21 protein-coding genes and 1 pseudogene are annotated in these 20339 nt (G+C 61.2%); 8 read left to right on the top strand and 14 right to left on the bottom strand.

Annotated features, from left to right (window positions below):
- Positions 1–2: 2 nt before the first annotated feature.
- From OK351_RS09930 to OK351_RS09905, 6 genes and pseudogenes are all read right to left on the bottom strand, one after another.
- Positions 3–308, bottom strand: coding sequence for a transcriptional regulator (locus OK351_RS09930; RefSeq protein WP_265158424.1), 306 nt, complete (start codon positions 306–308; stop codon positions 3–5).
- Positions 292–756, bottom strand: coding sequence for a hypothetical protein (locus OK351_RS09925; protein ID WP_265158422.1), 465 nt, complete (start codon positions 754–756; stop codon positions 292–294). The genes OK351_RS09930 and OK351_RS09925 overlap by 17 nt, the downstream gene beginning before the upstream one ends.
- A 63-nt stretch (positions 757–819) precedes the next feature.
- Positions 820–1287, bottom strand: a complete 468-nt coding sequence (locus OK351_RS09920) for a hypothetical protein (RefSeq protein ID WP_265158420.1) — start codon at positions 1285–1287, stop codon at positions 820–822.
- Positions 1288–1356: 69 nt separating this feature from the next.
- Positions 1357–1434 (bottom strand): annotated as a pseudogene (locus OK351_RS09915) (23S rRNA (pseudouridine(1915)-N(3))-methyltransferase RlmH); the annotation flags it as partial.
- A gap of 307 nt (positions 1435–1741) precedes the next feature.
- Positions 1742–3196 carry a cation:dicarboxylate symporter family transporter gene (locus tag OK351_RS09910; protein WP_265158419.1) on the bottom strand — a complete coding sequence of 485 codons (1455 nt, stop codon included), beginning with the start codon at positions 3194–3196 and terminating at the stop codon, positions 1742–1744.
- A gap of 312 nt (positions 3197–3508) precedes the next feature.
- Complete coding sequence (locus tag OK351_RS09905) at positions 3509–3967, bottom strand: 23S rRNA (pseudouridine(1915)-N(3))-methyltransferase RlmH (RefSeq protein ID WP_265158417.1); 459 nt, start codon at positions 3965–3967, stop codon at positions 3509–3511.
- A 45-nt stretch (positions 3968–4012) separates the two neighbouring features.
- Here OK351_RS09905 and OK351_RS09900 point away from each other — a divergent pair, with 45 nt between their 5' ends.
- Entirely contained in the window at positions 4013–4717 is a 705-nt protein-coding gene (locus OK351_RS09900) for a phosphatase PAP2 family protein (protein ID WP_265158415.1), read from the top strand.
- A gap of 11 nt (positions 4718–4728) precedes the next feature.
- Here the strand turns inward: OK351_RS09900 and OK351_RS09895 are convergent, their stop codons facing one another.
- The 8 genes from OK351_RS09895 to OK351_RS09860 form a co-directional block, all read right to left on the bottom strand.
- A complete protein-coding gene (locus OK351_RS09895; protein ID WP_265158413.1) occupies positions 4729–5688 on the bottom strand; it encodes a D-2-hydroxyacid dehydrogenase family protein in 960 nt (319 codons plus the stop codon).
- A gap of 430 nt (positions 5689–6118) precedes the next feature.
- Positions 6119–6517, bottom strand: a complete 399-nt coding sequence (gene pcaC, locus OK351_RS09890) for a 4-carboxymuconolactone decarboxylase (RefSeq protein WP_265158411.1) — start codon at positions 6515–6517, stop codon at positions 6119–6121.
- A 15-nt stretch (positions 6518–6532) separates the two neighbouring features.
- Positions 6533–7333, bottom strand: coding sequence for an alpha/beta hydrolase (locus OK351_RS09885; protein ID WP_265158410.1), 801 nt, complete (start codon positions 7331–7333; stop codon positions 6533–6535).
- A complete protein-coding gene (locus tag OK351_RS09880; RefSeq protein WP_265158408.1) occupies positions 7315–8712 on the bottom strand; it encodes a lyase family protein in 1398 nt (465 codons plus the stop codon). The genes OK351_RS09885 and OK351_RS09880 overlap by 19 nt, the downstream gene beginning before the upstream one ends.
- Positions 8713–9202: 490 nt before the next feature.
- Entirely contained in the window at positions 9203–9781 is a 579-nt protein-coding gene (pcaG, locus tag OK351_RS09875; RefSeq protein WP_265158406.1) for a protocatechuate 3,4-dioxygenase subunit alpha, read from the bottom strand.
- Positions 9782–10615 (bottom strand): protocatechuate 3,4-dioxygenase subunit beta, encoded by an 834-nt coding sequence (gene pcaH / locus OK351_RS09870; RefSeq protein ID WP_265158404.1) that lies wholly within the window; start codon positions 10613–10615, stop codon positions 9782–9784.
- 39 nt (positions 10616–10654) lie between these two features.
- Positions 10655–11851 carry a 4-hydroxybenzoate 3-monooxygenase gene (locus OK351_RS09865; RefSeq protein ID WP_265158402.1) on the bottom strand — a complete coding sequence of 399 codons (1197 nt, stop codon included), beginning with the start codon at positions 11849–11851 and terminating at the stop codon, positions 10655–10657.
- Positions 11852–12026: 175 nt separating this feature from the next.
- A complete protein-coding gene (locus OK351_RS09860; RefSeq protein ID WP_265158400.1) occupies positions 12027–12497 on the bottom strand; it encodes a MarR family winged helix-turn-helix transcriptional regulator in 471 nt (156 codons plus the stop codon).
- Positions 12498–12637: 140 nt separating this feature from the next.
- Here OK351_RS09860 and OK351_RS09855 point away from each other — a divergent pair, with 140 nt between their 5' ends.
- From OK351_RS09855 to OK351_RS09825, 7 genes are all read left to right on the top strand, one after another.
- The gene (locus OK351_RS09855; protein WP_265158398.1) at positions 12638–13567 is read left to right on the top strand and encodes an SDR family NAD(P)-dependent oxidoreductase; all 930 of its coding nucleotides are present in this window, start codon (positions 12638–12640) and stop codon (positions 13565–13567) included.
- Between the two features lie 15 nt (positions 13568–13582).
- On the top strand, positions 13583–14476 hold the full coding sequence (locus OK351_RS09850) for an amidohydrolase family protein (protein WP_265158397.1): 894 nt from the start codon (positions 13583–13585) through the stop codon (positions 14474–14476).
- Positions 14473–15660 (top strand): acyl-CoA dehydrogenase family protein, encoded by a 1188-nt coding sequence (locus tag OK351_RS09845; protein ID WP_265158395.1) that lies wholly within the window; start codon positions 14473–14475, stop codon positions 15658–15660. The genes OK351_RS09850 and OK351_RS09845 overlap by 4 nt, the downstream gene beginning before the upstream one ends.
- 75 nt (positions 15661–15735) lie before the next feature.
- Positions 15736–16191, top strand: a complete 456-nt coding sequence (locus OK351_RS09840; protein ID WP_265158393.1) for a MaoC family dehydratase — start codon at positions 15736–15738, stop codon at positions 16189–16191.
- A gap of 164 nt (positions 16192–16355) precedes the next feature.
- Positions 16356–17888, top strand: coding sequence for an acyl-CoA synthetase (locus tag OK351_RS09835; RefSeq protein ID WP_265158938.1), 1533 nt, complete (start codon positions 16356–16358; stop codon positions 17886–17888).
- Positions 17889–18132: 244 nt separating this feature from the next.
- Positions 18133–19122, top strand: coding sequence for an ABC transporter substrate-binding protein (locus tag OK351_RS09830; protein ID WP_265158390.1), 990 nt, complete (start codon positions 18133–18135; stop codon positions 19120–19122).
- A 73-nt stretch (positions 19123–19195) separates the two neighbouring features.
- The gene (locus tag OK351_RS09825) at positions 19196–20176 is read left to right on the top strand and encodes an ABC transporter substrate-binding protein (RefSeq protein ID WP_265158389.1); all 981 of its coding nucleotides are present in this window, start codon (positions 19196–19198) and stop codon (positions 20174–20176) included.
- Positions 20177–20339: the final 163 nt, after the last annotated feature.

Below are 20339 nucleotides of genomic sequence, written 5' to 3'. Positions count from 1 at the left end.
AATCATTCCCCGATCGCCGTGATATCGCGCAGTGCGGCCACATGCCCGACGTAGGCCCTGCGTCCGGCCGAGGTCAATGACACCCGCACATGGCTGCGTCCGAGCTTGGTAAAACGTTCAACCTGGACGTATCCGGTATCCGTGAGCTGCTTGAGGTGTTTGCTCAACACCGAGTCCGTGACACCCAGGACCTCGCGGAGGTGGGAGAACTCGGCCCACTGTACCGGGGCCAGACTGGCGCACAGGCGCAGCCGGATCGGGGCGTGGATCAGGTCGTCGAAGCGTGCCCCATCAGATGCTGCGTTCATGCCCGTCCTCGAGACGCGTTTTGATGGTTTCCGAACGCATGGCCCACATAGCAATCCAGAAGACGGCAAGTAGTACGAGGAACTTGGCGGCCACGAGCCACGGGGTCTCTGGGACCCAGAAATTGCCGAACTGCATCACGAACATCAGCAGCAGCATGAACAGGATGTACCGTCTGGAATGACGGAGCACGGTACGCGCTTTGGGCCGTTTCCGTGCGCTCAGCCAGTACCAGATGCCCAGGGCCACGTAGGCGGACAACGACCAGTACCAGACCGTTAGGTCGATGATCCCGTGGAGCGAAAAGATCGCGGCCGATACCAGCGCCACCCAGGTGAGGAGGTAACGGGGTGCCTCGGTTCGTTCCGCGCTCTGGGTAGCGGCACGCCGGGCGGAGGCCAGCAGCGCGGCGGCTTCCGGAACCGAGGGTTTCGGCTGCTGGGCTGACATGTGCGCTCTTTTCATTGGGGTGTTCTCGCTACCTCCCGTGTTTTCGGGACGGCATAAATCGGACTACACGGATAGCCGGTTTCCGTCATTGACCCGGTCCTTGTCCAGGGCTTCCTGCATGCGGGCGAACAGGCTGCACAAGACGGTGCAGGAGACGATCCACTTGGCGCCGATCTCCCAGCCACTCTGGGCATTCCACAGCAGCAGGCACTGGACGATGACCATTCCGGCGAAAGCGTACAAGCCGTACGTTCCGGAACCATCGAGCAACGGACGACGTTTGGATCGTTTGCGGGTGCGGGTGGCTTGCCACACGGTCAGGGGCACGAAAAGCGCTGCGAGCCACAGCAAGGTGGTCCCCGAAGCCACATCCTTCAAGGAGATGATGGTGGCCATCAGTGCAACGACTACCAGGCCAAAGCTCCGGGAGGAATCGCTGGTGGTGATCATTCTCGTCGACGCATGGTCTGCGGCGGCCAGCATCCTGGCCGCCTCATCGGGCCTCGGCCCGGGCGGTTCCCTCGAGTGCATACATCACCAACTTTCCGTTATGGAAAGTCTTGTCTTTCCAAATTGGAAAGTCAAGGAGTGTAGAGACTGTCAGACATGGTGATATTTGCCACCAGCCAGGATGACCTGCGCACGGTAGAGCTGTTCGGCAAGGATCAAACGGACCAGCATTTGGCGGATTCCGGCGAGGAACTGACCTGACGGCAGCAGACACCGTTCTGATCGTCGAGGCTGGAGCGCAAGGAAATGGCTGCAGTTGGCGTGCTGCAAGTTTGGCTTGACGGGGCACGTCGGGAATGTAGGAGCTGGCTTGCCGTTGAATACAGAAAGCGTGCTTCCAGGGAGCATGAGTCCTGGAAGCACGCTATGTAGTTGGATGAACTAGTTAGCTTCGAAGGGAATCGTGTAACATCCCGTAAGCCATCCAGCATGGGGAACAGCGCCCTACTTGGTCGAATCCCCGGTCCTATGGGACCTAACGCTGACTGTTGCGCACCTCGATTTCGGGAATGGCATCGGGGGAAGGGCCACCACCGAATTTTGGTGAGGGCTGTTGTCCGGCGGCGAGACGGGCAATTTCGGCTGCCTCGAACTCTTCCTCCTTGCCAAGCATGCGAGCGGTATCTTCGTTGGTGATCTCACCGGCGAACGCGCGCTTCATGACATCGCGGTCGAATTGACCTTCCCATTTGGCTACAACGAAGGTGGCCACGCAGTTACCTAGGAGGTTGACGGCGACTCGCATGGAGTCCATGATGCGGTCTGCACCGAGCAGCAGGGCGACCCCTGCTACAGGGAAGATTCCCAAAGCCGCTGCAGTGGCGGAAAGGGCCAGGAACGAGGATCCCGGAACCCCAGCCATGCCCTTGGAAGTCAACAGCAGGACACCCAAGGCTGCCAGTTGTTGCCCGAAGCTCAAGTTGTGGCCGAAGGCCTGTGCGAGGAAGAGCAGCGAGATTGAAAGATAAATGGCGGCCCCATCCAAATTGAATGAATAGCCGGTGGGCACAACAAGCCCAGTGGTGGCTCGCGAGCAGCCGGCGTTGGTAAGTTTCGTCATGATGCGCGGCATTACCGATTCTGTGGATGCGGTGCCCAGCGCCAGCAGAAATTCCTCACGAGTGTATTTGATGAACTGCCACAGGGGCACCCGTGCGAAGCCCCAGGCGATGAGGAAAAGAACTCCGATGAACAACAGGCCCGCGGCGTAGCAAGCGGCGATGAGTTTTGCGTAGGTGCCGAGGGTTTCGATGCCGTACTGACCGATGATGAAGCCCATTGCGCCGAGGGCTCCAAGCGGGGCGACTCGCATGACCCAGCTCATGACCTTGAAAATCAGTTCCAACACGTTCTCAAATACCGCGAGCAAGGGTGCGCAACGTTCCTGACCCACGACCACGATGGCCGCGCCGAAGAAGCAGGAGAAGAAGAGCACTTGAAGCAGGTTGTTATCGGCGAATGCGCCGATGACGCTGACCGGGATGACGCCGAGGATGAAGTCTGCCGCACCCTTCGCCTCGCCGGTCTTTTCATCGAGGGCGGAGCCGTCAAGCGTTGCGGGGTCTATGTTCAGTCCGGCGCCGGGTTGGAAGATATTGGCGATAATGAGCCCGAAAACCAAGGCAAAGAGCGTCGCGCCGGTAAAGTAGACCAGCGCTTTCACTCCAACGCGTCCTACAGCTTTGACATCTCCCACCGCCGCGATGCCGGTGACAATAACCAAGAAAATCAAAGGGGCGATGATCATTTTGATCAACATGATGAAGCCGTCACCCAGCGGTCTGAGTTGGGAGCCGATAGTGGGCCAGAAATGTCCTATGAGGACCCCGGCTAAGACTGCAACGCCGAGCTGGAAGAACAAGGACTTGTAGAAACGCTGTTTACGAGCCGGTTTCGTCTTGGCAGAGGCTTCGGGTGATGCGTGTTTCATGGCTGCTCCTGAGATTGGATGCTCCGAGATGTGTGCCACATCGAAGAATGAAACAACTGTAAGGTGAATCACAAGAATTTCGCAAGGAAATAAATAAATTCCACAATACGAAACAATTACCTTTCGCGATGTGGAATTTTCGCTGAATTGCAGGCCTGCCTATCGGGAGTAGTCCCCTCGACGGTCTCGTGCTCAAAGGGCCTTGGCACCTGCGAGGGAGGGTTGGAACAGCGACATCAGGGTGCAGCCATTGACCGAGGTCTTGGAGGCTTCATTGGTCAGTAGCCGGAGCCCCTATCCATCCGGGGCAGTTTAGACATGGTGGTATTTGCCGCCAGCCAGGATGTCCTGCGCGCGGTAGAGCTGTTCGGCAAGGATCAGGCGGACGAGTTGGTGGGGGAAGACCAGCTTGGACAGCGACCACGTGAAATTGGCTCGGGCATGCACCGAAGGATCCACTCCATAGGCCCCGCCGATGATGATGACCACGTTGCGTGAGGAATCAATGGGAGTGCGCAGCGTATTGGCCAGGGTGGGGGAATCCACGTTCTTGCCGCGTTCGTCCAGCAATACCACGAAGTCCCGGTCATCGATTTTGCCAAGGATACGGGCCGACTCCTCGGTGCGCGCCGCATCGTGTTCCCGAGACGAGTGGTTCAGTAGCTGCCAAGATAAGTCGAACGGTTTCTTCAGCCGCTTCTCGTAGCGAGAGATGCCCTCATCCACCCAGGACTCATGCTTCTTGCCGATGGCCAGTACTTTGATCGTCATGGTTATCATTCTTCCGCAGGTTACAGAGCCACTACGATGAAAGACATGCGTTCTTCCTGGTACTTCCGACGAGGCTCGAAGTCGCGGCCGTCCCAGATCGGCTGGATCATCTTCGGGCTGATCGTAGCCATGTTCTATTTCACCCGCAGGGTGGTGGTTGCATTAAGCGTCGGTGGCTGGGTCGATGACGTGGATTTGCCGGTCTACAACTGGGTGGCCGAACACCAGGTGGCCGGTCTGCAAGCTGCCGCCAAACTGTTGTATTGGTGGGGGTCCACTCCGGGAATGACCGCAACGATGCTGGTTTTGACGCTCTGGCTGTGCTGGGCACGAAAGACCTGGTGGCCGCTGGCGACGGCGGCATTCGCGGCCTTGGGATCGGTTGTGCTGACCATAGTGCTCAAACGCCTGGTGCAGCATGACCGGCCCGTGGGGCTGGATCCGCAGTTCCCGCCTCCGGAATCCTATTCCTTTCCCAGTGGCCACACGCTGAACGCGGCTGCCTTGATCGGCATCATCACCTACCTGGCCATTGTGTACGGACTCTACCGTTGGCGGTGGTGGCTCTCGGTCATGGCTGCGGTCTTCGTGCTTTCCATGGGAGCCTCACGCATTTACCTGGGACACCACTGGGTTTCGGATGTCATGGTGGGCCTGCTAATCGGTGCCGGATGGGGAGCGGTGGTGGCGATCCTGCACTTCTTCTTTGTGCCCCGACCCGCACTGCAGGCGCGGTCCGGAAGCCGTTAGGGTGCGGACAATCAGCCCAGGACACGCACCGGGTTCCCGTCTCTCCACGATTTGATCGCTTCGACAGCATCGGCGTAGAACAGACGGTATTGGTCTTCGGTGACATAACCCAGGTGTGGTGTGGCAATGACCCCCGGTGCCGACAGAAGCGCATCGTTGACAGGCAGGGGCTCGTTGTCAAAAACGTCCACCGCTGCCAATCGCGGAGTACCGGCATGCAGCGAGTCGATAAGGCCCTGCCGTTCAATGATGGCGCTGCGTGAGGTATTGACCAGGACGGATGAGGGTTTCATCAACCCAAGCTGCTGCCTGCCGATGATGTTCGTGGTGCGTTCCGAGTGCTTGAGATGGATCGAGAGCACGTCGCTGCGGGTGAACAAGTCCTTTTCACCGACCAGTTCGGCTCCGACCTCGATTGCTTTCTCTGAGGTGAGGTTCCGGCTGTAGGCGATCACTTTCATCCCGAAGGCCTGCCCGAGCCGGGCCACCTGGGACCCGAGCCTGCCCAAACCGTAGATACCCAGTGTTTTGCCATGCAACCCCATACCCAGAGTCTGTTGCCAGGGGTGTCCCGCGGCCCGTGGCTTGGCAGATGAGAACAACTCGACATCCAGCCGACGGGCGGCAGCCATGATCAGTGCCCAGGTGTGCTCGGCTGCGGCAGTGGGGCTGCCGTTCGTCCCGCAAACCGTGATGTTCCGGGAGCGGGCGGCCTCCAGATCGATTGAGGAATTGCGCATCCCGGTGCTTACCAGCAAGCGCAGATTCGGTAGGCGTTGTAGCCGTGTGGCGGTCAAAGGCGTGCGTTCACGCATGGCGACGATGACATCAAAGGGTTCCAGAACGCGGCAAATGGTGTCGTCGTCGGTGCCCAGGTATTCGGTGAACACCGTGGTGTTGGCATTGAGGGAATCCCAATCGGCCAGGGACAGGGCGACGTTCTGGTAGTCGTCAAGGATCGCAATGCGCATGGAACCATCCTACGGTTGTTGCGGGTTGCAGGTGTCCTGACAGAGTCGTACCACCGGCGTGGATCTACTGACAGTAATGTCACGGTCGACCCGCTAGGTGCCTGATACGGCATGGTGAGTTTTACCGGCTACCACTCGTCCAGCCTATGTTTCTCGGCATTTACTTGAAGAGTCGAGGCTGGCGCTGCTCCAACTTTTCATTGTTTCATACGGAGTCACAGGCTTCACACCTACTTCATATCCATTCGTGACCAAACCCATCGATACCTGTAGCGGCGATTTTCTGCACCAGTCTTGGACGCGGAAATCCGCCGAATTTCCCTGCCAGATCAGAAGGGATGTCTCGGGTATCTTCCGTAAACTGTCAATCGCTTCGGCTTCGCAGCCATCAGGTGGTGGCAGCGAAGCCGAAGCGATGGCGAAAGCGGATCTACTTGTTCTCGTATTCGGCCAGGACCTGCTTGCCGATCTTGAAGGCCACGTTGGCGGCCGGGACCGAGCAGTAGATGGCCGATTGCAGGAAGACTTCCTTGATCTCATCCGGGGTCATGCCGTTGCGCAGGGCTGCGTGCACGTGCATTTCCAATTCTTCCCAGTAGCCGCCGGCGATCATCGCCGTGAGTGTGATGGCGCTGCGGGTGGTGCGCGGCAGGCCGTCACGGGTCCAGATGGTGCCCCACGCATAGCGGGTGATCATTTCCTGGAATTCGTCGGTGAACTCGTTTGAGTTGCTGCTGGCGCGGTCGACGTGCTCGTTGCCGAGCACCTCGCGGCGCACCACCATTCCGGCGTCGTAGGTGTCCCCGGGGAGACGTTCGTTATCATTCATTAGTTGTAAATTCTCCTATTTGGCGGATGCGAAAAAGCCGACCAGCAGCTTTGCGGTTGTTTCCGGATCCTCGGCCGGGGCCAGGTGCGCGGCCTTGTCGACCACGGCGGCATCGCCGCGCTGGACATGCTCGGCGATGAATTCGGCATCGGCTGGTGGGCAGACCTGGTCGTGGGCTCCGGCGATGGCCAAGATCGGATCCGAGAGTTTCGGCAGTGCCTCACGCAGGTCGAAACCGGCCAAGGCACCGCAGGCGTGGGCGTAGGCGAAGCGATCGGCGTCCTGCAGGTTGTGCAGAAGGTTGGTGGAGACCACTGGGTTTTCCTCGATGAACCCGGGAGCGAACCAGCGCTGCGCCGAGCCGACGACCATGGTCGGGGTTCCTGCCTCGGCCACCAGGGCCGCACGTTCGTTCCAAGCCTCCGGGGTGCCGATCTTCGAAGCCGAGCAGATCACCGACAATCCGCTGAACCGGCCGGGGGCGTCATGCGCAAGCTGCAAGGCGATGGCCCCGCCGATGGAGACCCCGGCATAGTAGATCTTCGAGCCATTGCTGATGACACCGTCGGTGTGCAGGTCATCAACCAGTGTCAGGACACCGGCGGCGAGGTCCTGCATCGAGAAGCCCTCGGTGGATGGTGCGCTGGCACCGTGCCCTGGAAGGTCCCAGGCCACGACCTGGAAGTGGTTCTTCAGGTAGGGCAGGGCCGAGCCCCATAGTTGCAGGGAGGCGGTGCCCAACGAAGGGCCGACCACCAAGGTGGGAAGAGAGCTATCTGCATGAAGCAGGGAGGGGGTTAGTGCTGGGGCTGCCATGATTCCTTCCATGCCGAGAATTCGGCCAGTACGTGGGTGATGAAACGGTCTGCCGAGCCGAGGTAGCCGGAGGGGTCCAGGAGGTTGTCTAGGTCTGCGTCCGAGCATGCGGAAACAGGAAGCTGGGAGCGCAACAGGTCGCGCAGCCGGGTCGAGCCGGTGAGGGAATCGATGACTAGTTGTTGGATAGCCGGTTTGCCGCCGGGGAAGATCGGGGCGAGTACGGTGGCAATGCGTTCGGAGAGCACCGCGTCTCCCGAAAGCTGGAGGTTGCTGAGTAACTTGTCTTCGTGCACGTTCAGGCCCTCGGCCAGGGTGGCGGCATGATCGGCCGCGCCCGCAGCTAGCCGCAGCAATTCGCGCAGGGCCGACCATTCGCTATGCCATCCACCGTCGGGGCGTTCGTCCACCGCGGTTCCTGCCGCGGTAAAGAGGGTGGCGACCAGGCCCGGGGCGCTGAACCCGGCATTGCGCAACAGCACCGAGTGCACCGGGTTCTGCTTCTGCGGCATGGCCGAGGATCCGCCCTTTCCGGCCTCGCGGGGTTCGGACAACTCGGCGATTTCCGGGCGGGAGGCGGTGAGTACATCCGCACCGAAGGTACCCAGGGCCGCGATGACGCCACCGAGTGCGGCACCCAGGGTGGTGACGGGGATACGGTTGCCGTGCCAGGGGACACCGGGGTTGGACAGGCCGAGTTCCTCGGCTAGTTTGTCGCTCAGTTCGCCACTGGTGGCAATGGTCTCGCGCACTGCCAGGAACTGGTCCAGCGAGGCCAGGGTGCCGACCGCGCCACCCCACTGCAGCGGCAGCCTGGCTGCTTCGAGCTGTCGGGTTGCGGCCAGCAGGGCCGAGAGCCAGTTGGCCGCCCGCAGCCCGAAGGTCATCGGCAGGGCATGTTGGGTCAGTGACCGGGCCACGCAGACGGTGGACCGGTGTGCCTGCGCCAGAGTGGCCAGGCCGTCGGCGGCCCGGCGCAACGGACCGGTGGCGACGGCGAGGGTACGTGAGGCGATCAGCATCAGGGCGGTATCGATGATGTCCTGGCTGGTGGCGCCCCGATGCAGCGCGGTGGAGGCCGAGGCTGCGGCTCCGGATTCCTTTAATGCGGCGCGCATCATACCCAGCAGCGGGATCAGTGCGTTTGCGCCATCCGGGGTCCTGGCCGCCAGGGAGACCAGATCGTACTTTTCCACCCGGGCAATGGCGGTAACTGCCAGCGCGTCCTGTGCGGAGCAGAGTCCGGCATCGGCCTGCACCCGCACCCAGGCCGCTTCCACATCAAGCATCGCTTGCACGAAAGCCGCATCGGTGGCCTGCGCCGCGGCGGGGGTGCCGGCCCAGGCCGGGGTCAGTACCCCGTAGTCCATGGAGTCCATCCACTTCCTCACTTTGTCATCCATCTTGGGTCTAGGTCGTCGAACTTGCACGACCGCGCAGCTGTTCCAGCGACCCGTGCGAGCGGGGGCTATTTCCTTACACGAATGAAACACCGCGCGTGCGGCCCTCATACTTGTGGGCGAGTGGCCACTCGTTATCTAGCTGATTTGGTCCTAGTCAACTGCTCATATCCCCACAGGTGCGGGGAGCATCGCAGTAGATAAAGGCCGCGCTGGAACCCTACGGGCTCATCCCCGCGGGCGCGGGGAGCATTACGTCTTAATCAATCCATACTCTAGGTTCTTTCCAGAAGCACTGCGAGAACCGGTCGTGCAGCACGCTCGGGACGGGTTAGAGCTCTTGTCGCTGTTAGTCCCGTGGGATAAGTGCTCGAAGAATAATTACTCGGTTGTCGAACCAACGAAACCCCGCAGCTGTTTCACCGGCCGGTGACCGGGGCGAAACAGCTGCGGGGTGTCGTTCCCGTACCTAGTTCTCGCGCGGGTAGGACAGGAACACGGTCTCGTTCTCGCCCTGCAGGCGGATATCGAAACGCAGTGAACCGTCTTCCTCACGGGCGGCGATCAGCGACTGGCGGCGATCCTCGGGCAGCGAAGCCAGCAGCGGGTCCTTGGCCAGCGCCGCGGTGTCCTCCGGCAGGTAGATGCGGGTGAACAGGCGGTTGAGCAGGCCGCGCGCGAATACGGTCAACATGATGAACGGGGCCTTGCCCTCTTCGGTGGGGCCCGGGTTCACGGTGGTGAAGGTGTAGTGGCCGACGTTGTCCACGGCTACCCGGCCCCAGCCGGTGAAGGTGTAACCGTCGCGGACCAGCGAACCGTCGCGCGAGACGACTTTGCCGTTCTCGTCGGCCTGCCAGATTTCCAGCAGGGCATCAGGGATGACCTCGCCCTTGCCGTCGGTAACCACACCGTGCAGGCGTACCGAGTTCGGGTGGGCCTGGTTGACCAGCTCGTTGTCCTTCTCGAAGGGCAATGCGTAGCCGTAGAACGGGCCGACCGTCTGTCCCGGGGTGGGGACGAGCTTGAGTTCTGGTGCCTGTGCCATTTAGTGGTCTCCCTCTTCGTCTTCCATCCAGGTACGGTTGCTGCCGGTGAGCACGATGTCCCAGTTGTATCCGGTGGCCCATTCGTGGGACGTGATCGAGTGGTCGTAGGTGGCGACCAGGCGGTCGCGGGCATCCTGGTCCGTGATCGACTGGTAGATCGGATCCAATGCGAAGAGCGGGTCGCCCGGGAAGTACATCTGGGTGATCATGCGTTGGGTGAAGTCGGTGCCGAACAGCGAGAAGTGGATATGTGCCGGGCGCCAGGCGTTGTGGTGGTTCTTCCAGGGGTACGGGGCCGGCTTGATGGTGGTGAACGAGTACTCGCCGTTCGGTCCGGTGATGGCCCGGCCCACGCCGGTGAAGTTCGGGTCGATCGGTGCCGGGTGCTGGTCGCGCTTGTGCACGTAACGGCCAGCGGCGTTGGCCTGCCAGATCTCGATCAGCTGGTTGGCCACCGGGCGTCCGTCGCCGTCCAGCACCCGGCCGGCAACCACGATGCGCTCGCCGATCGGCTCGCCGTTGTGCTGGATGGTCAAATCGGCTTCCAGCGCGTGCACGTCACGCTGTCCGAAAGCGGGGGAATACAGCTCGATGGTCTCCGGGTCGGTGTGGTGCAGGTCCTTGGTGGGATGGCGCAACAGCGACGAGCGGTAGGGAGCGAAGTCGACGCGAGGCTGGGTCTCGGGCTTCTTCCCGGCCAGGACCTCCTGGCGGTACGACTCGTGGATGTCGTTGATTTCCTCGGAGATCTCTTCCTGCGAAACAGCAGTGGCCGCTGGATCGAGGACATGCGCGTTCTTGAATGATTCGTCCTGTGTGGTTTCGACGCTCACTGTGTGCTCCTTTCGATGTGGTGTGAATGTAGTGGGGATCTAGGCGTGGGGCCAGCCGGTGTACGACTCGGCCAGGTATTGCTGCCCGTACCGTGAGGAAGTGACGGTTTCCAGTTCGCCCAGGGCGCGGCGGGTCATGAACGGGTCGGCATTCACCGGGGTGTGCAGCATGGATGTCATCCAGTAGGAGAAGTTCTGGGCCTTCCATACGCGCTTGAGCGCCAGGTCGGAGTATCCGTCGAGCAGGGTCGGGCTCTTCGTGCTGTAGAACGAGTCGATGGCCTCGAAAAGCACCTTGACATCGGCGAAGGCCAGGTTCAGGCCCTTGGCGCCGGTAGGGGGAACGGTGTGTCCGGCATCGCCTACCAGGAACATGCGCCCGTGGGAGAGTGGTTCGCGCACGAAGGAGCGGAAACCCAGGACGGTCTTGTCGAAGATCGGTCCGGTCTTCAGCTCGAATCCGTCCGGGCCGGCGACGCGTTGTTGCAGCTCATCCCAGATCCGGTCCTCGCTCCAGTTTTCGACCTTCTCGTTCGGGTCGCACTGGAAGTACATGCGCTGCACGGTCTCAGAACGCTGTGAGATGAGTGCAAACCCCTGGGGCGAGTTCGCGTAGATCAATTCCGGAGCGGATTTCGGGGCCTCGGTGAGGATGCCGAACCAGGCGAAGGGGTATTCGACCTTGAAGTCGTTGCGTTTGCCTTCGGGCATCTGGCGGCGGGCGAAGGAGCGCGAGCCATCGGCGCCGACAATGATGTCGGCGTGGACCTCGTACAGCTGGCCATCGGCGTCGGTGAAGCGGAATTTCGGGGTTTCGGTCTCGAGATCCATAATCTCGGTGACCTCGGCCTCGTAGCGGATATCACCGCCATCGCGCTGGCGGGCTGCGGCCAGGTCAACGAAGACCTCGTTCTGCGCGTACAGGGTGACGGTTGCGTCCACCAGGTCACGGAAATCAAGGGGGTGTGATTCACCATTAAAACGCAGGTCGATTCCGGCATGCTCGTCGCCGTCGGTGAGAACGCGTCCGTCGACTCCGGTATCGGTGAGCATGGTCACGGCCTGGGCCTCGAGGATCCCGGCACGGTGCGTGTTTCGAATGGTCTCGTGATCGCGTTTCTCGACAACCACGTTCTCGATGCCGTTCTTGGCCAACAGGTGCGAAAGCATCAGCCCGGCGGGCCCGCCACCGATGATGCCGACCTGGGTCTTGATGATGCGTGGAGCAACGCTCATAACGGGTGCCGCCTAACTCAGTGTGGATTACCCATCGATATCAAAAGCCCAAGGACGACCGATGGATGACGGGGAAGTGGATCGGGGATTCTTCCCTCCACCTTGCCCGGCGGGTAGACATTTCAGCACCCCTTGTCTCATTGAATGAGAAAAACCCTCGCGGCATCGGGTGAGGTTACGGGGTGGCGAGGGCCACCCTGGACAGCAGATCGCGTAACTGGGCGCGCTCGGCTTCACTGAGCATTGTCAGGGCCTCGGCCTCGCTGCGTGCAGTGGCCTTGCGTGCCTCGGTATACAGCCGCTGGCCGGCATCGGTGGCGATCACGACCTTGGAACGGCGGTCGGCGGGGTCGGGAATCCGGGTGACCAGCCCGCGTTTTTCCAGATCGTCAACCAGCGGGACGATCTGGCTCGGATCAAGGGAGAGGAAGTCGGCCAGGTCGCGTTGCGTTGGGGAAACGTCGTCGCAGGCCAGGGACAGGACCGAGTAGGAACGGACCTTCAGCCCCAATGGCTCCAGGGCCTTGTTGGCCCGTGCGGAGCCGGCGGCGCGCATCCGTGCAACCAGGAATTCGAGCTCCTGTGCGAGGTTACTTCTCATGAACAGTTCCGCTTTCGATGCCTTGGTGGAGCCCTTTGCTGCCATGTCCCCATCCTTCCCGAGATATATGAAAAAATAAACCATTGACTTTTTCAAGAATTAAAGATGTTATGTATATCAGTAAGGTTCCCACGATCCATTGCGTGGGGCAACGACCAGCGAACCACAAGACCAAGGGAGATCTCATGTCATTGGCAGGGAAAGTTGCAGTAGTTACCGGTAGCGGTCGAGGCTTGGGCCTGAGCTATGCGCAGGAGCTGGCCCGGCAGGGCGCCTCGGTCATCGTCAATGACATCGACCAGGCCACGGTGGATGCGGCAGTAGCCAGCATCATCGATGCCGGGGGCAAGGCCGCGGGTGTTGCCGCCGCCGTCGGCTCCACCGAAACCGCCAAAGCACTTGTTGCCGGCGCACTGGAACACTTCGGCCGTCTTGACATCCTTGTCACCAACGCCGGAGTGCTCCGCGACAAGTCGTTGCTGAAGATGACCGATGAGGACTTTGACCTGGTCATCAACGTGCACCTGCGTGGCACTTTCACCTGCGTGCGTGAGGCCTACGGCTACTTCAAGGAAAACAACATTGCCGGTCGGATCATCGCCATCGGTTCGCCCACGGGTCAACGCGGCAACTTCGGCCAGACCAACTACGCTGCCGCCAAGGCCGGCATCGTGGGAATGGTGCGCACCTGGGCACTGGAGATGAAGCGTGCGGGGGTGACTGCCAACGCAGTGATCCCGGTGGCCGCCACCGAAATGACCAAGACCGTGCCCTTCTTCCGTCCGGCAGTGGATGCAGACGAACGCGGGGAAGCCATGCCGGACTTCTACCGCAAGGAGCTGGGCTTCGGCACCGCCGATGATGTCGCAGGGATTATCGCCTTCCTGGCTTCGGACGAGGCACAGCAGGTCAACGGCCAGGCCATCGGCGTGGGTGGGGACCGCCTGCAACTGTGGAGCCACCCCGAGGCGGTGGCCTCCGAGTTCCACGACGGGGGCTGGGATTACGCCACCTTGCAGGAGCAATTCAACGTCCTGTTCGCCAGCCAGTTGCAGTCCGTGGGGGAGAAGTTCCCCGAGCTGCCCGCGGAACTCGCTGCACAGATCGCCAAGTAGCAAGGCCGGCGCATCATGAGCATACGATACGAACTGGGTGTGGACTTCGACGCCGTGGATGCCATAGACATGCATGTGCATCTCGAAGTCGACGAGTGCGGCCACAAGGCCATGCCCGAGGACCTGTTCGAGGCTTCAGCGGCCTACTTCAAATCTGCTGAGCGTACCCCCTCCATCGATCGGATCGCCGAGGTGTACCGCGAACTGGGCATGGCCGCAGTGGTGTTCACCGTGGACGCGCGCACCGCGTTGGGCCATGAACCGAACTCGGTGGAGGACCTGGTCGCCGGGTGCGCCCGGAACAACGACGTGCTGATCCCCTTTGGTTCGGTGGACCCGCGACGCGGGCAATCGGCCATGGATGATGCCCGGTACCAGGCAAACGCGCTGGGGGTGCGCGGTTTCAAATTCCACCCGTCGCTTCAGGGGTTCGATCCCTCGGATACCGGGTACTATCCGCTGTGGCGGGTTCTTGAGGAGTTGGGCTTGCCGGCGATCTTCCACACCGGGCAAAACGGTATGGGTGCGGGACTGCCGGGGGGCAGGGGTATCAAGCTGCGCTACTCCAACCCGCTGCTGCTTGATGATGTGGCTGCGGATTTTCCGGGCTTGCGCATCATCATGGCCCACCCCTCGGTGCCCTGGCAGGAGGAAGCGAACTCGATCGCCACCCACAAGGCCAATGTCTTCATCGACCTGTCAGGCTGGAGTCCCAAGTATTTTCCCGAGTCCCTGGTGAGGATGAGCAATAACGTGCTGTCCTCCAAGGTGCTTTTCGGGACCGATTTCCCGCTCATCACCCCGCAGAAGTGGCTTGCCGCCTTCGAGCAGCTGCCGCTGCGCGATGAGGTGCGGCCACGGATCCTGAAGTCCAACGCCATGACGGTCTTGGGGGTGGCGCAATCATGAGCCACGCTCCGGTCAGCGACCTGTACGGAAACTGGGACCTGCTCTCGGCACCGGAGCAGGCGGCCCTGGTACGGTTACGCACCGTGCTTGACCAGCATGTGCGACCGGTCGTCAACGACTACTGGGAGCGCGGGGAATTCCCCGAGCAGATCATCGCCCCGCTGGTCGAGGCGGACCTGATGGATCCGCCGGAGCTACGCGAAGCCGGGGTGAAACCTTCGGGTTTGTATGGAGGGTTCCGCAATTTCGAGATCGGCCGCGTGGACGCCTCGGTGGTCACCTTCTACAATGCCCAAGCCGGGCTGTTTCGCACCACCGTGAATCTGGGCGGCAGCGCGGAACAGGTCGCCGAACTGGAACCGTTGATCACCTCTTATCAGCTCAAGGGTGTTTTTGCCCTGACCGAACCGGAACACGGGTCGGACATTGCCGGGGGATTGGCCACCACCGCCACGGCCGCGGTGCGCGATGGGGAGGACGGGTGGCTGATCAGCGGCGCAAAGCGCTGGATCGGCGGTGCGGCACAGGCCGACGTCCTCGCGGTTTTCGCCCGTGACACCAACGACAAACAGGTCAAGTGCTTTCTGATCCCCACCGATGCCCCAGGGCTGTCGATCACCAAGATGCGCGGGAAAACCAGCCTGCGCATCATGCAGAACGCGGATATCGACCTGGTGGATGTGTGGGTGCCGGCCTCTGCCCGGTTGGAGAATATCAACTCCTTCGCCGATGTGGCCGCCTGCCTGCGCAATATGCGCTCGGATGTCGCCTGGATTGCCGCCGGTGTGGCCGCCGGAGCCTACGAGGCGGCCCTGAAGTACGTGAGCGGGCGCAACCAGTTCGGCAAGCCGCTGGCTTCCTTCCAGCTGATCCAGGAGAAGCTCGCCCATATGCAGGCCAACGTCAACGCCTCACTGAGCATGGTGGTGCGGCTGACACAGCAACAGGATGCGGGAATCTACAAGGACGAGGCCTCGGCCATGGCCAAGATGTTCACGGCCCGGATGCTGCGCGAAACCGCGTCCCTGGCCCGTGAGGTCTGCGGCGGTAACGGCATTCTGTTGGAAACCGATGTCGCCCGGTTCCACGCGGATGCCGAGGCGATCTATTCCTACGAGGGAACCCACGAGATCAATTCGTTGATCATCGCGCGAGCATCTACCGGCATCGGGGCGTTCCGCTAGGAATGTCCACACCGTCCTGTGGCGGCAAGAGCGCAACAAGGCACCGCAATTTTCGAGAATCAAAGGAGTAACACCATGGCAAAGACCCTGATCGGCTACGAGGAACTGGCCACCACCGTAGGCCTGGACCTGGGCTACAGCGAATACCGCGAGGTCACCCAGGAACAGGTCAACACCTTCGCCGATGCGACCGATGACCACCAGTGGATCCACACCGATCCGGAGAAGGCCAAGGAGGGCCCCTTCGGCGGACCGATCGCCCACGGGTACCTGACCTTGAGCCTGCAAATCGCTTTCTGGACCGAGCTGTTCGACGTCACCGGTGTGAAGACCAAGGTGAACTACGGGCTGGAAAAGGTCCGTTTCCCTTCCCCGGTTCCCGTGGGATCCCGGATCCGGATGAAGGGCACGATTGCCGAGGTCACCGAGGTGGCAGGAGGCTACCAGATCGCCGTGGACCAGGTCATCGAGGTCGAAGGGGCGCCGAAGCCGGCAGTTGTCTCCCGCGGCCTCTACCGTTTCTACGCCTAAGGGCCACCCATGAACCGGTGGTGGCGTTGTTCCCGGACGCCACCACCTGGCCAACCAGTATCTCGGGAACCCGGATCCCCGGGTCCACGTAACACCTGACGTACTTCTGTTTCGTAAAATCCCGCCCGGCTGGCCCGCCGGGCGGTTCCTGACGGGGGAAAATGATGCTAAATAACGGATTGGGCAGTTGGATCCACAAACGCCGTATCAAGTCCAGGGAACGCCTCGCGCTGATCCAGGGCGACTACGAACTGACCTATGACCAGTTGGCCGTTCGCATCGACCGGCTGACCAACGTGCTGGCCGCACGAGGGGTAACCAAGGGAACCCGTGTGGCCTTCCTGGGGGGTAACCACCCGGCATTCCTCGAGACCATGTTCGCCTGCGGGCAGCTCGGCGCGATCTTCGTGCCGCTGAATATCAGATTGGCACCGCGCGAGTTGAACTATGCGCTGAATGACTCGGGCAGCGAACTGCTGATCGCCCTGGAAGCGCAAGGTGAGCAAGCGGTGCTGGCCATGGCGGATTCGCCGGTACGTGACTACCTGGAAGCCGCCAATACCCCGGGCGGAGTCTCGGATTACGAGGAGGCGATGACCGGTGCGGAGACCACGCGCCAGGATCTGGCTGTGCGGCTGGAAGATCCCGCGATCATCCTGTACACCTCCGGTACAACCGGTTCCCCCAAGGGAGCGGTGCTGACCCACGGGAATCTGACCTGGAATTCGATGAACGTACTGGTCGACTACGACGTGACCAGTCAATCCGTGGCGCTGCTGATCGCACCGATGTTCCATACCGCGTCCTTGGGTATGGGCGCACTGCCGATCCTGCTCAAGGGCGGCACGCTGGTGTTGCAGGAACGTTTCGAGCCCGCCGCTGTGTTGGCAGCCATCGAGAAGTACCATGTGACTTCGTTATCCGGGGTGCCCACCACCTACCAGCTCCTGGCCGAGGATCCGGCCTGGGATAACACCGACATCTCGTCGCTGAAGATGCTCACCTGTGGCGGCTCGGCCGTTCCCATCCGGGTGCTGGAAGCCTACGAAGCCAGGGGATTAGGATTTACCGGCGGTTACGGCATGACCGAGACCTCCCCGGGGGCAACCTCGCTGGGGGCCGAATACGCCCGATCCAAGATGGGATCTGCCGGCCTGCCGCATTTCTTCACCGATGTGAGGATCGCCGACAGCCTGGGCGGCGAGCTACCGGCCGGTGAAGTCGGAGAGATCCTGATCGCCGGACCGAACGTGATCAGCGAGTACTGGCAACGTCCTGAAGCCACGGGCGGTTCGTACCATCAGGGCGGCTGGTTCCGATCCGGGGACATGGGTTACCTGGACGACGACGGTTTCCTGTACATCTCGGATCGGCTGAAGGACATGATCATTTCCGGTGGAGAGAACATCTACCCGGCTGAAGTCGAACAGGTCATCATGGAAATCCCCGACGTCGAATCGGTGGCCGTGATCGGGGTGCCCGATGAGAAGTGGGGTGAAGTACCCCGAGCCATCCTGGTGCTCAAGGAGGGCCGGACCCTGAACGAACGGGAACTGTTCGAACACCTGGACGGACGCTTGGCCCGCTACAAGATCCCCCGCACTGCGATATTCGTCGAGGAACTGCCCCGCACCGCCAGCGGCAAGATCCGCAAGGCAGATCTACGCAAGCGGTTCGGCGAAGCGGCTGCCATGTAGCGGCCCGGGCAGCACACGGTTGGCCCGCCGGCCAGGTTCGGTTGCACTTCGAACCGGGGTGGCGGGCGTTTCGTTGTGCGCGTACCCCATTCCGTCTGGCGGATTCGCTGGCACGTTAGTAAATCGTTACAACTTCAATCATTGACTTTTTCAATCGTGGATATATGGTTGATATGTGGGGTAGATCACACTACATTAATGCTTACTCGCACGGGGTGAGCGGACGTATTTACGAAGGGGAAATATGACCAAGCGCCTTTCTACCATTCTGGCCGGTGCCTCGATTCTCGCCTTGACTTTGGTCGGTTGCGGATCCGGTTCGCCATCCGGCAGTACCGAAACCGATTCAGGCAATGCCGCCAACGGGGAATTGACCAAAGTAGTACTCGGTATCCTGCCGATCGCACCATCAGCTGCTGTGCAGTACGGCATCAACGAGGGAATCTTCGAGAAGCATGGGCTGGATATCGAGCTGAACACCTCAAACGCCGGAGCGGCAATGTTGCCGGCGGTATCCACCGGGGAACTGAATATCGCAGTGGGCAACCCGCTGTCGGTGATCACCGCGGTTGACCGAGGCCTGGACATGAAAATCGTGACGGGCTATTCCGCGTCCAAAGCCGAGGGCGAGGATGCCAACGCGGTGATCGTGAAGGCGGACTCCGGAATCGACAGCTGGGCCGATCTGGTGGGCAAGACCACCGCGATCAATGCGCTGCGTACCCAGGGCGACCTGACGATCATGGAATCAACCGAACTTGACGGGGCCAATCCGGCAGACCTGAAGTTCAGTGAAATGCCGTTCCCTGATATGCAGGCACAGCTTGATCGCGGGAACATCGACGCGATGTGGGTTCCGGAACCCTTCATGTCCCGCGCCCTGGCGGACGACTCCACCAAATTGCTGGGATATCCGAACCAAGAGGCCATTCCCGGCATGCCGACCATGGTGACCTTCACCAGTGCGAAATTCGCCGAGGAAAACGCTGAAATCATCGAGGATTTCCAGGCAGCCATGCAGGAAATCCTGCCGATCACCCAGAATGACCCGGACCTGGTCCGGGCCCTGTTGCCGGACTTCATCAACATGGATGCGGAGGAATCCAAGACCCTGGTGATGGAGAGCTGGAATGCAGAAGTGCCAACCAGTGAACTGGAGCAGCTGGCAGCCTTGGCCGAGAAATTCGAGTTCATCGGCAGCGCACCGGATATCAGCGCGATGAGCCTCAAGTAGGAACCCAGCAGAAGTGCCGGGGTCAGCTCAATCGGGTTGGCCCCGGCGCACCTCACCACAACGGAGACACATCATGAAAAACTCGCTCAAGTTGGCGCTCTCATCCCTCGCGGTTCTCGCGTTGGCTGCTTGCGGCTCCGGCTCACCCACCGGCGGTACCGAGGGGGACGTGGACGGTGGCGGGAACGGTGCCCTGGAACAGATCACCGTCGGCGTCATCCCGATCGTGGATACCGCCCCTATCTGGCTCGGCGATGACCAAGGCTTCTTCGAGGAGGAAGGCCTGGATCTGACCATCGAAACCGCCACCGGCGGTGCCGCCATCGTCCCGGGAATCCAGTCCGGTAGCTACGATTTCGCTTTCTCCAACCTGATCTCGCTCATGGTTGCCAATGACAGGGGCCTGAGTATGAAGGTTGTGGCCAACGGCATCACCACCACCGGCGATACCAACTCGGATGTCGGTTCGGTACTGGTCAAAGCGGACTCGGACATCACCGCGCCCAAGGACCTGGCGGGTAAGAAAGTCTCCGTGAACAACCTGTCGAACATTGGCGATACCACGATTTCGGAGCTGGTGGACCGTGATGGAGGCGATGCTTCAACCATCGACTTCGTCGAGGTTCCGTTCCCGGACGCTCCGGCTGCGCTGGAGAACGGCATTGTCGACGCGGCCTGGATCCTGGAACCATTCCAGAGCACCGCGCTGGACGAAGGAGCCCGGATGCTGATGGCCAACTTTGCCGAGTTCGATCCGGAACTGGATGTGGCCGTCTACTTCACCACCTCCGACTACATCGACGAGAACCCGGAACTGACCGAGAAGTTCACCCGGGCCATGAACAAGTCGCTCGAATACGCGCAACAGAACCCGGACGCCGTCCGTGACATCGTGGGCACCTACACCCAGATCAGTGACGAGGTGCGCGCGGAAATGGTTCTTCCCCGATTCCGGACCGAGATCAATCGTGATTCGGCCCAGAAGCTCGGCGAGGCTGCCCAGAAGTACGGCACCCTGGGTAATCCGGCTGACCTGGACAAACTGCTTCCATGACTACCGAGGTAACTGCAAGCGAGCCGAAGGGACGGCGTAAGGCCGCTTCGGCGAAGAAGGGCACCGGGCTTCCGCGTCCGGTGTTGGGGTTGATCGGTATCCTGGTGTTCCTGGGGATCTGGGAATTGATGCCGGTGTTGGGTCTGGTGCAGGCCCGGTATCT

The sequence above is a fragment of the Glutamicibacter sp. MNS18 genome, assembly GCF_026107515.2.
Lineage (GTDB): Bacteria > Actinomycetota > Actinomycetes > Actinomycetales > Micrococcaceae > Glutamicibacter.
This window is presented reverse-complemented; position numbering and strand designations above follow the sequence as displayed.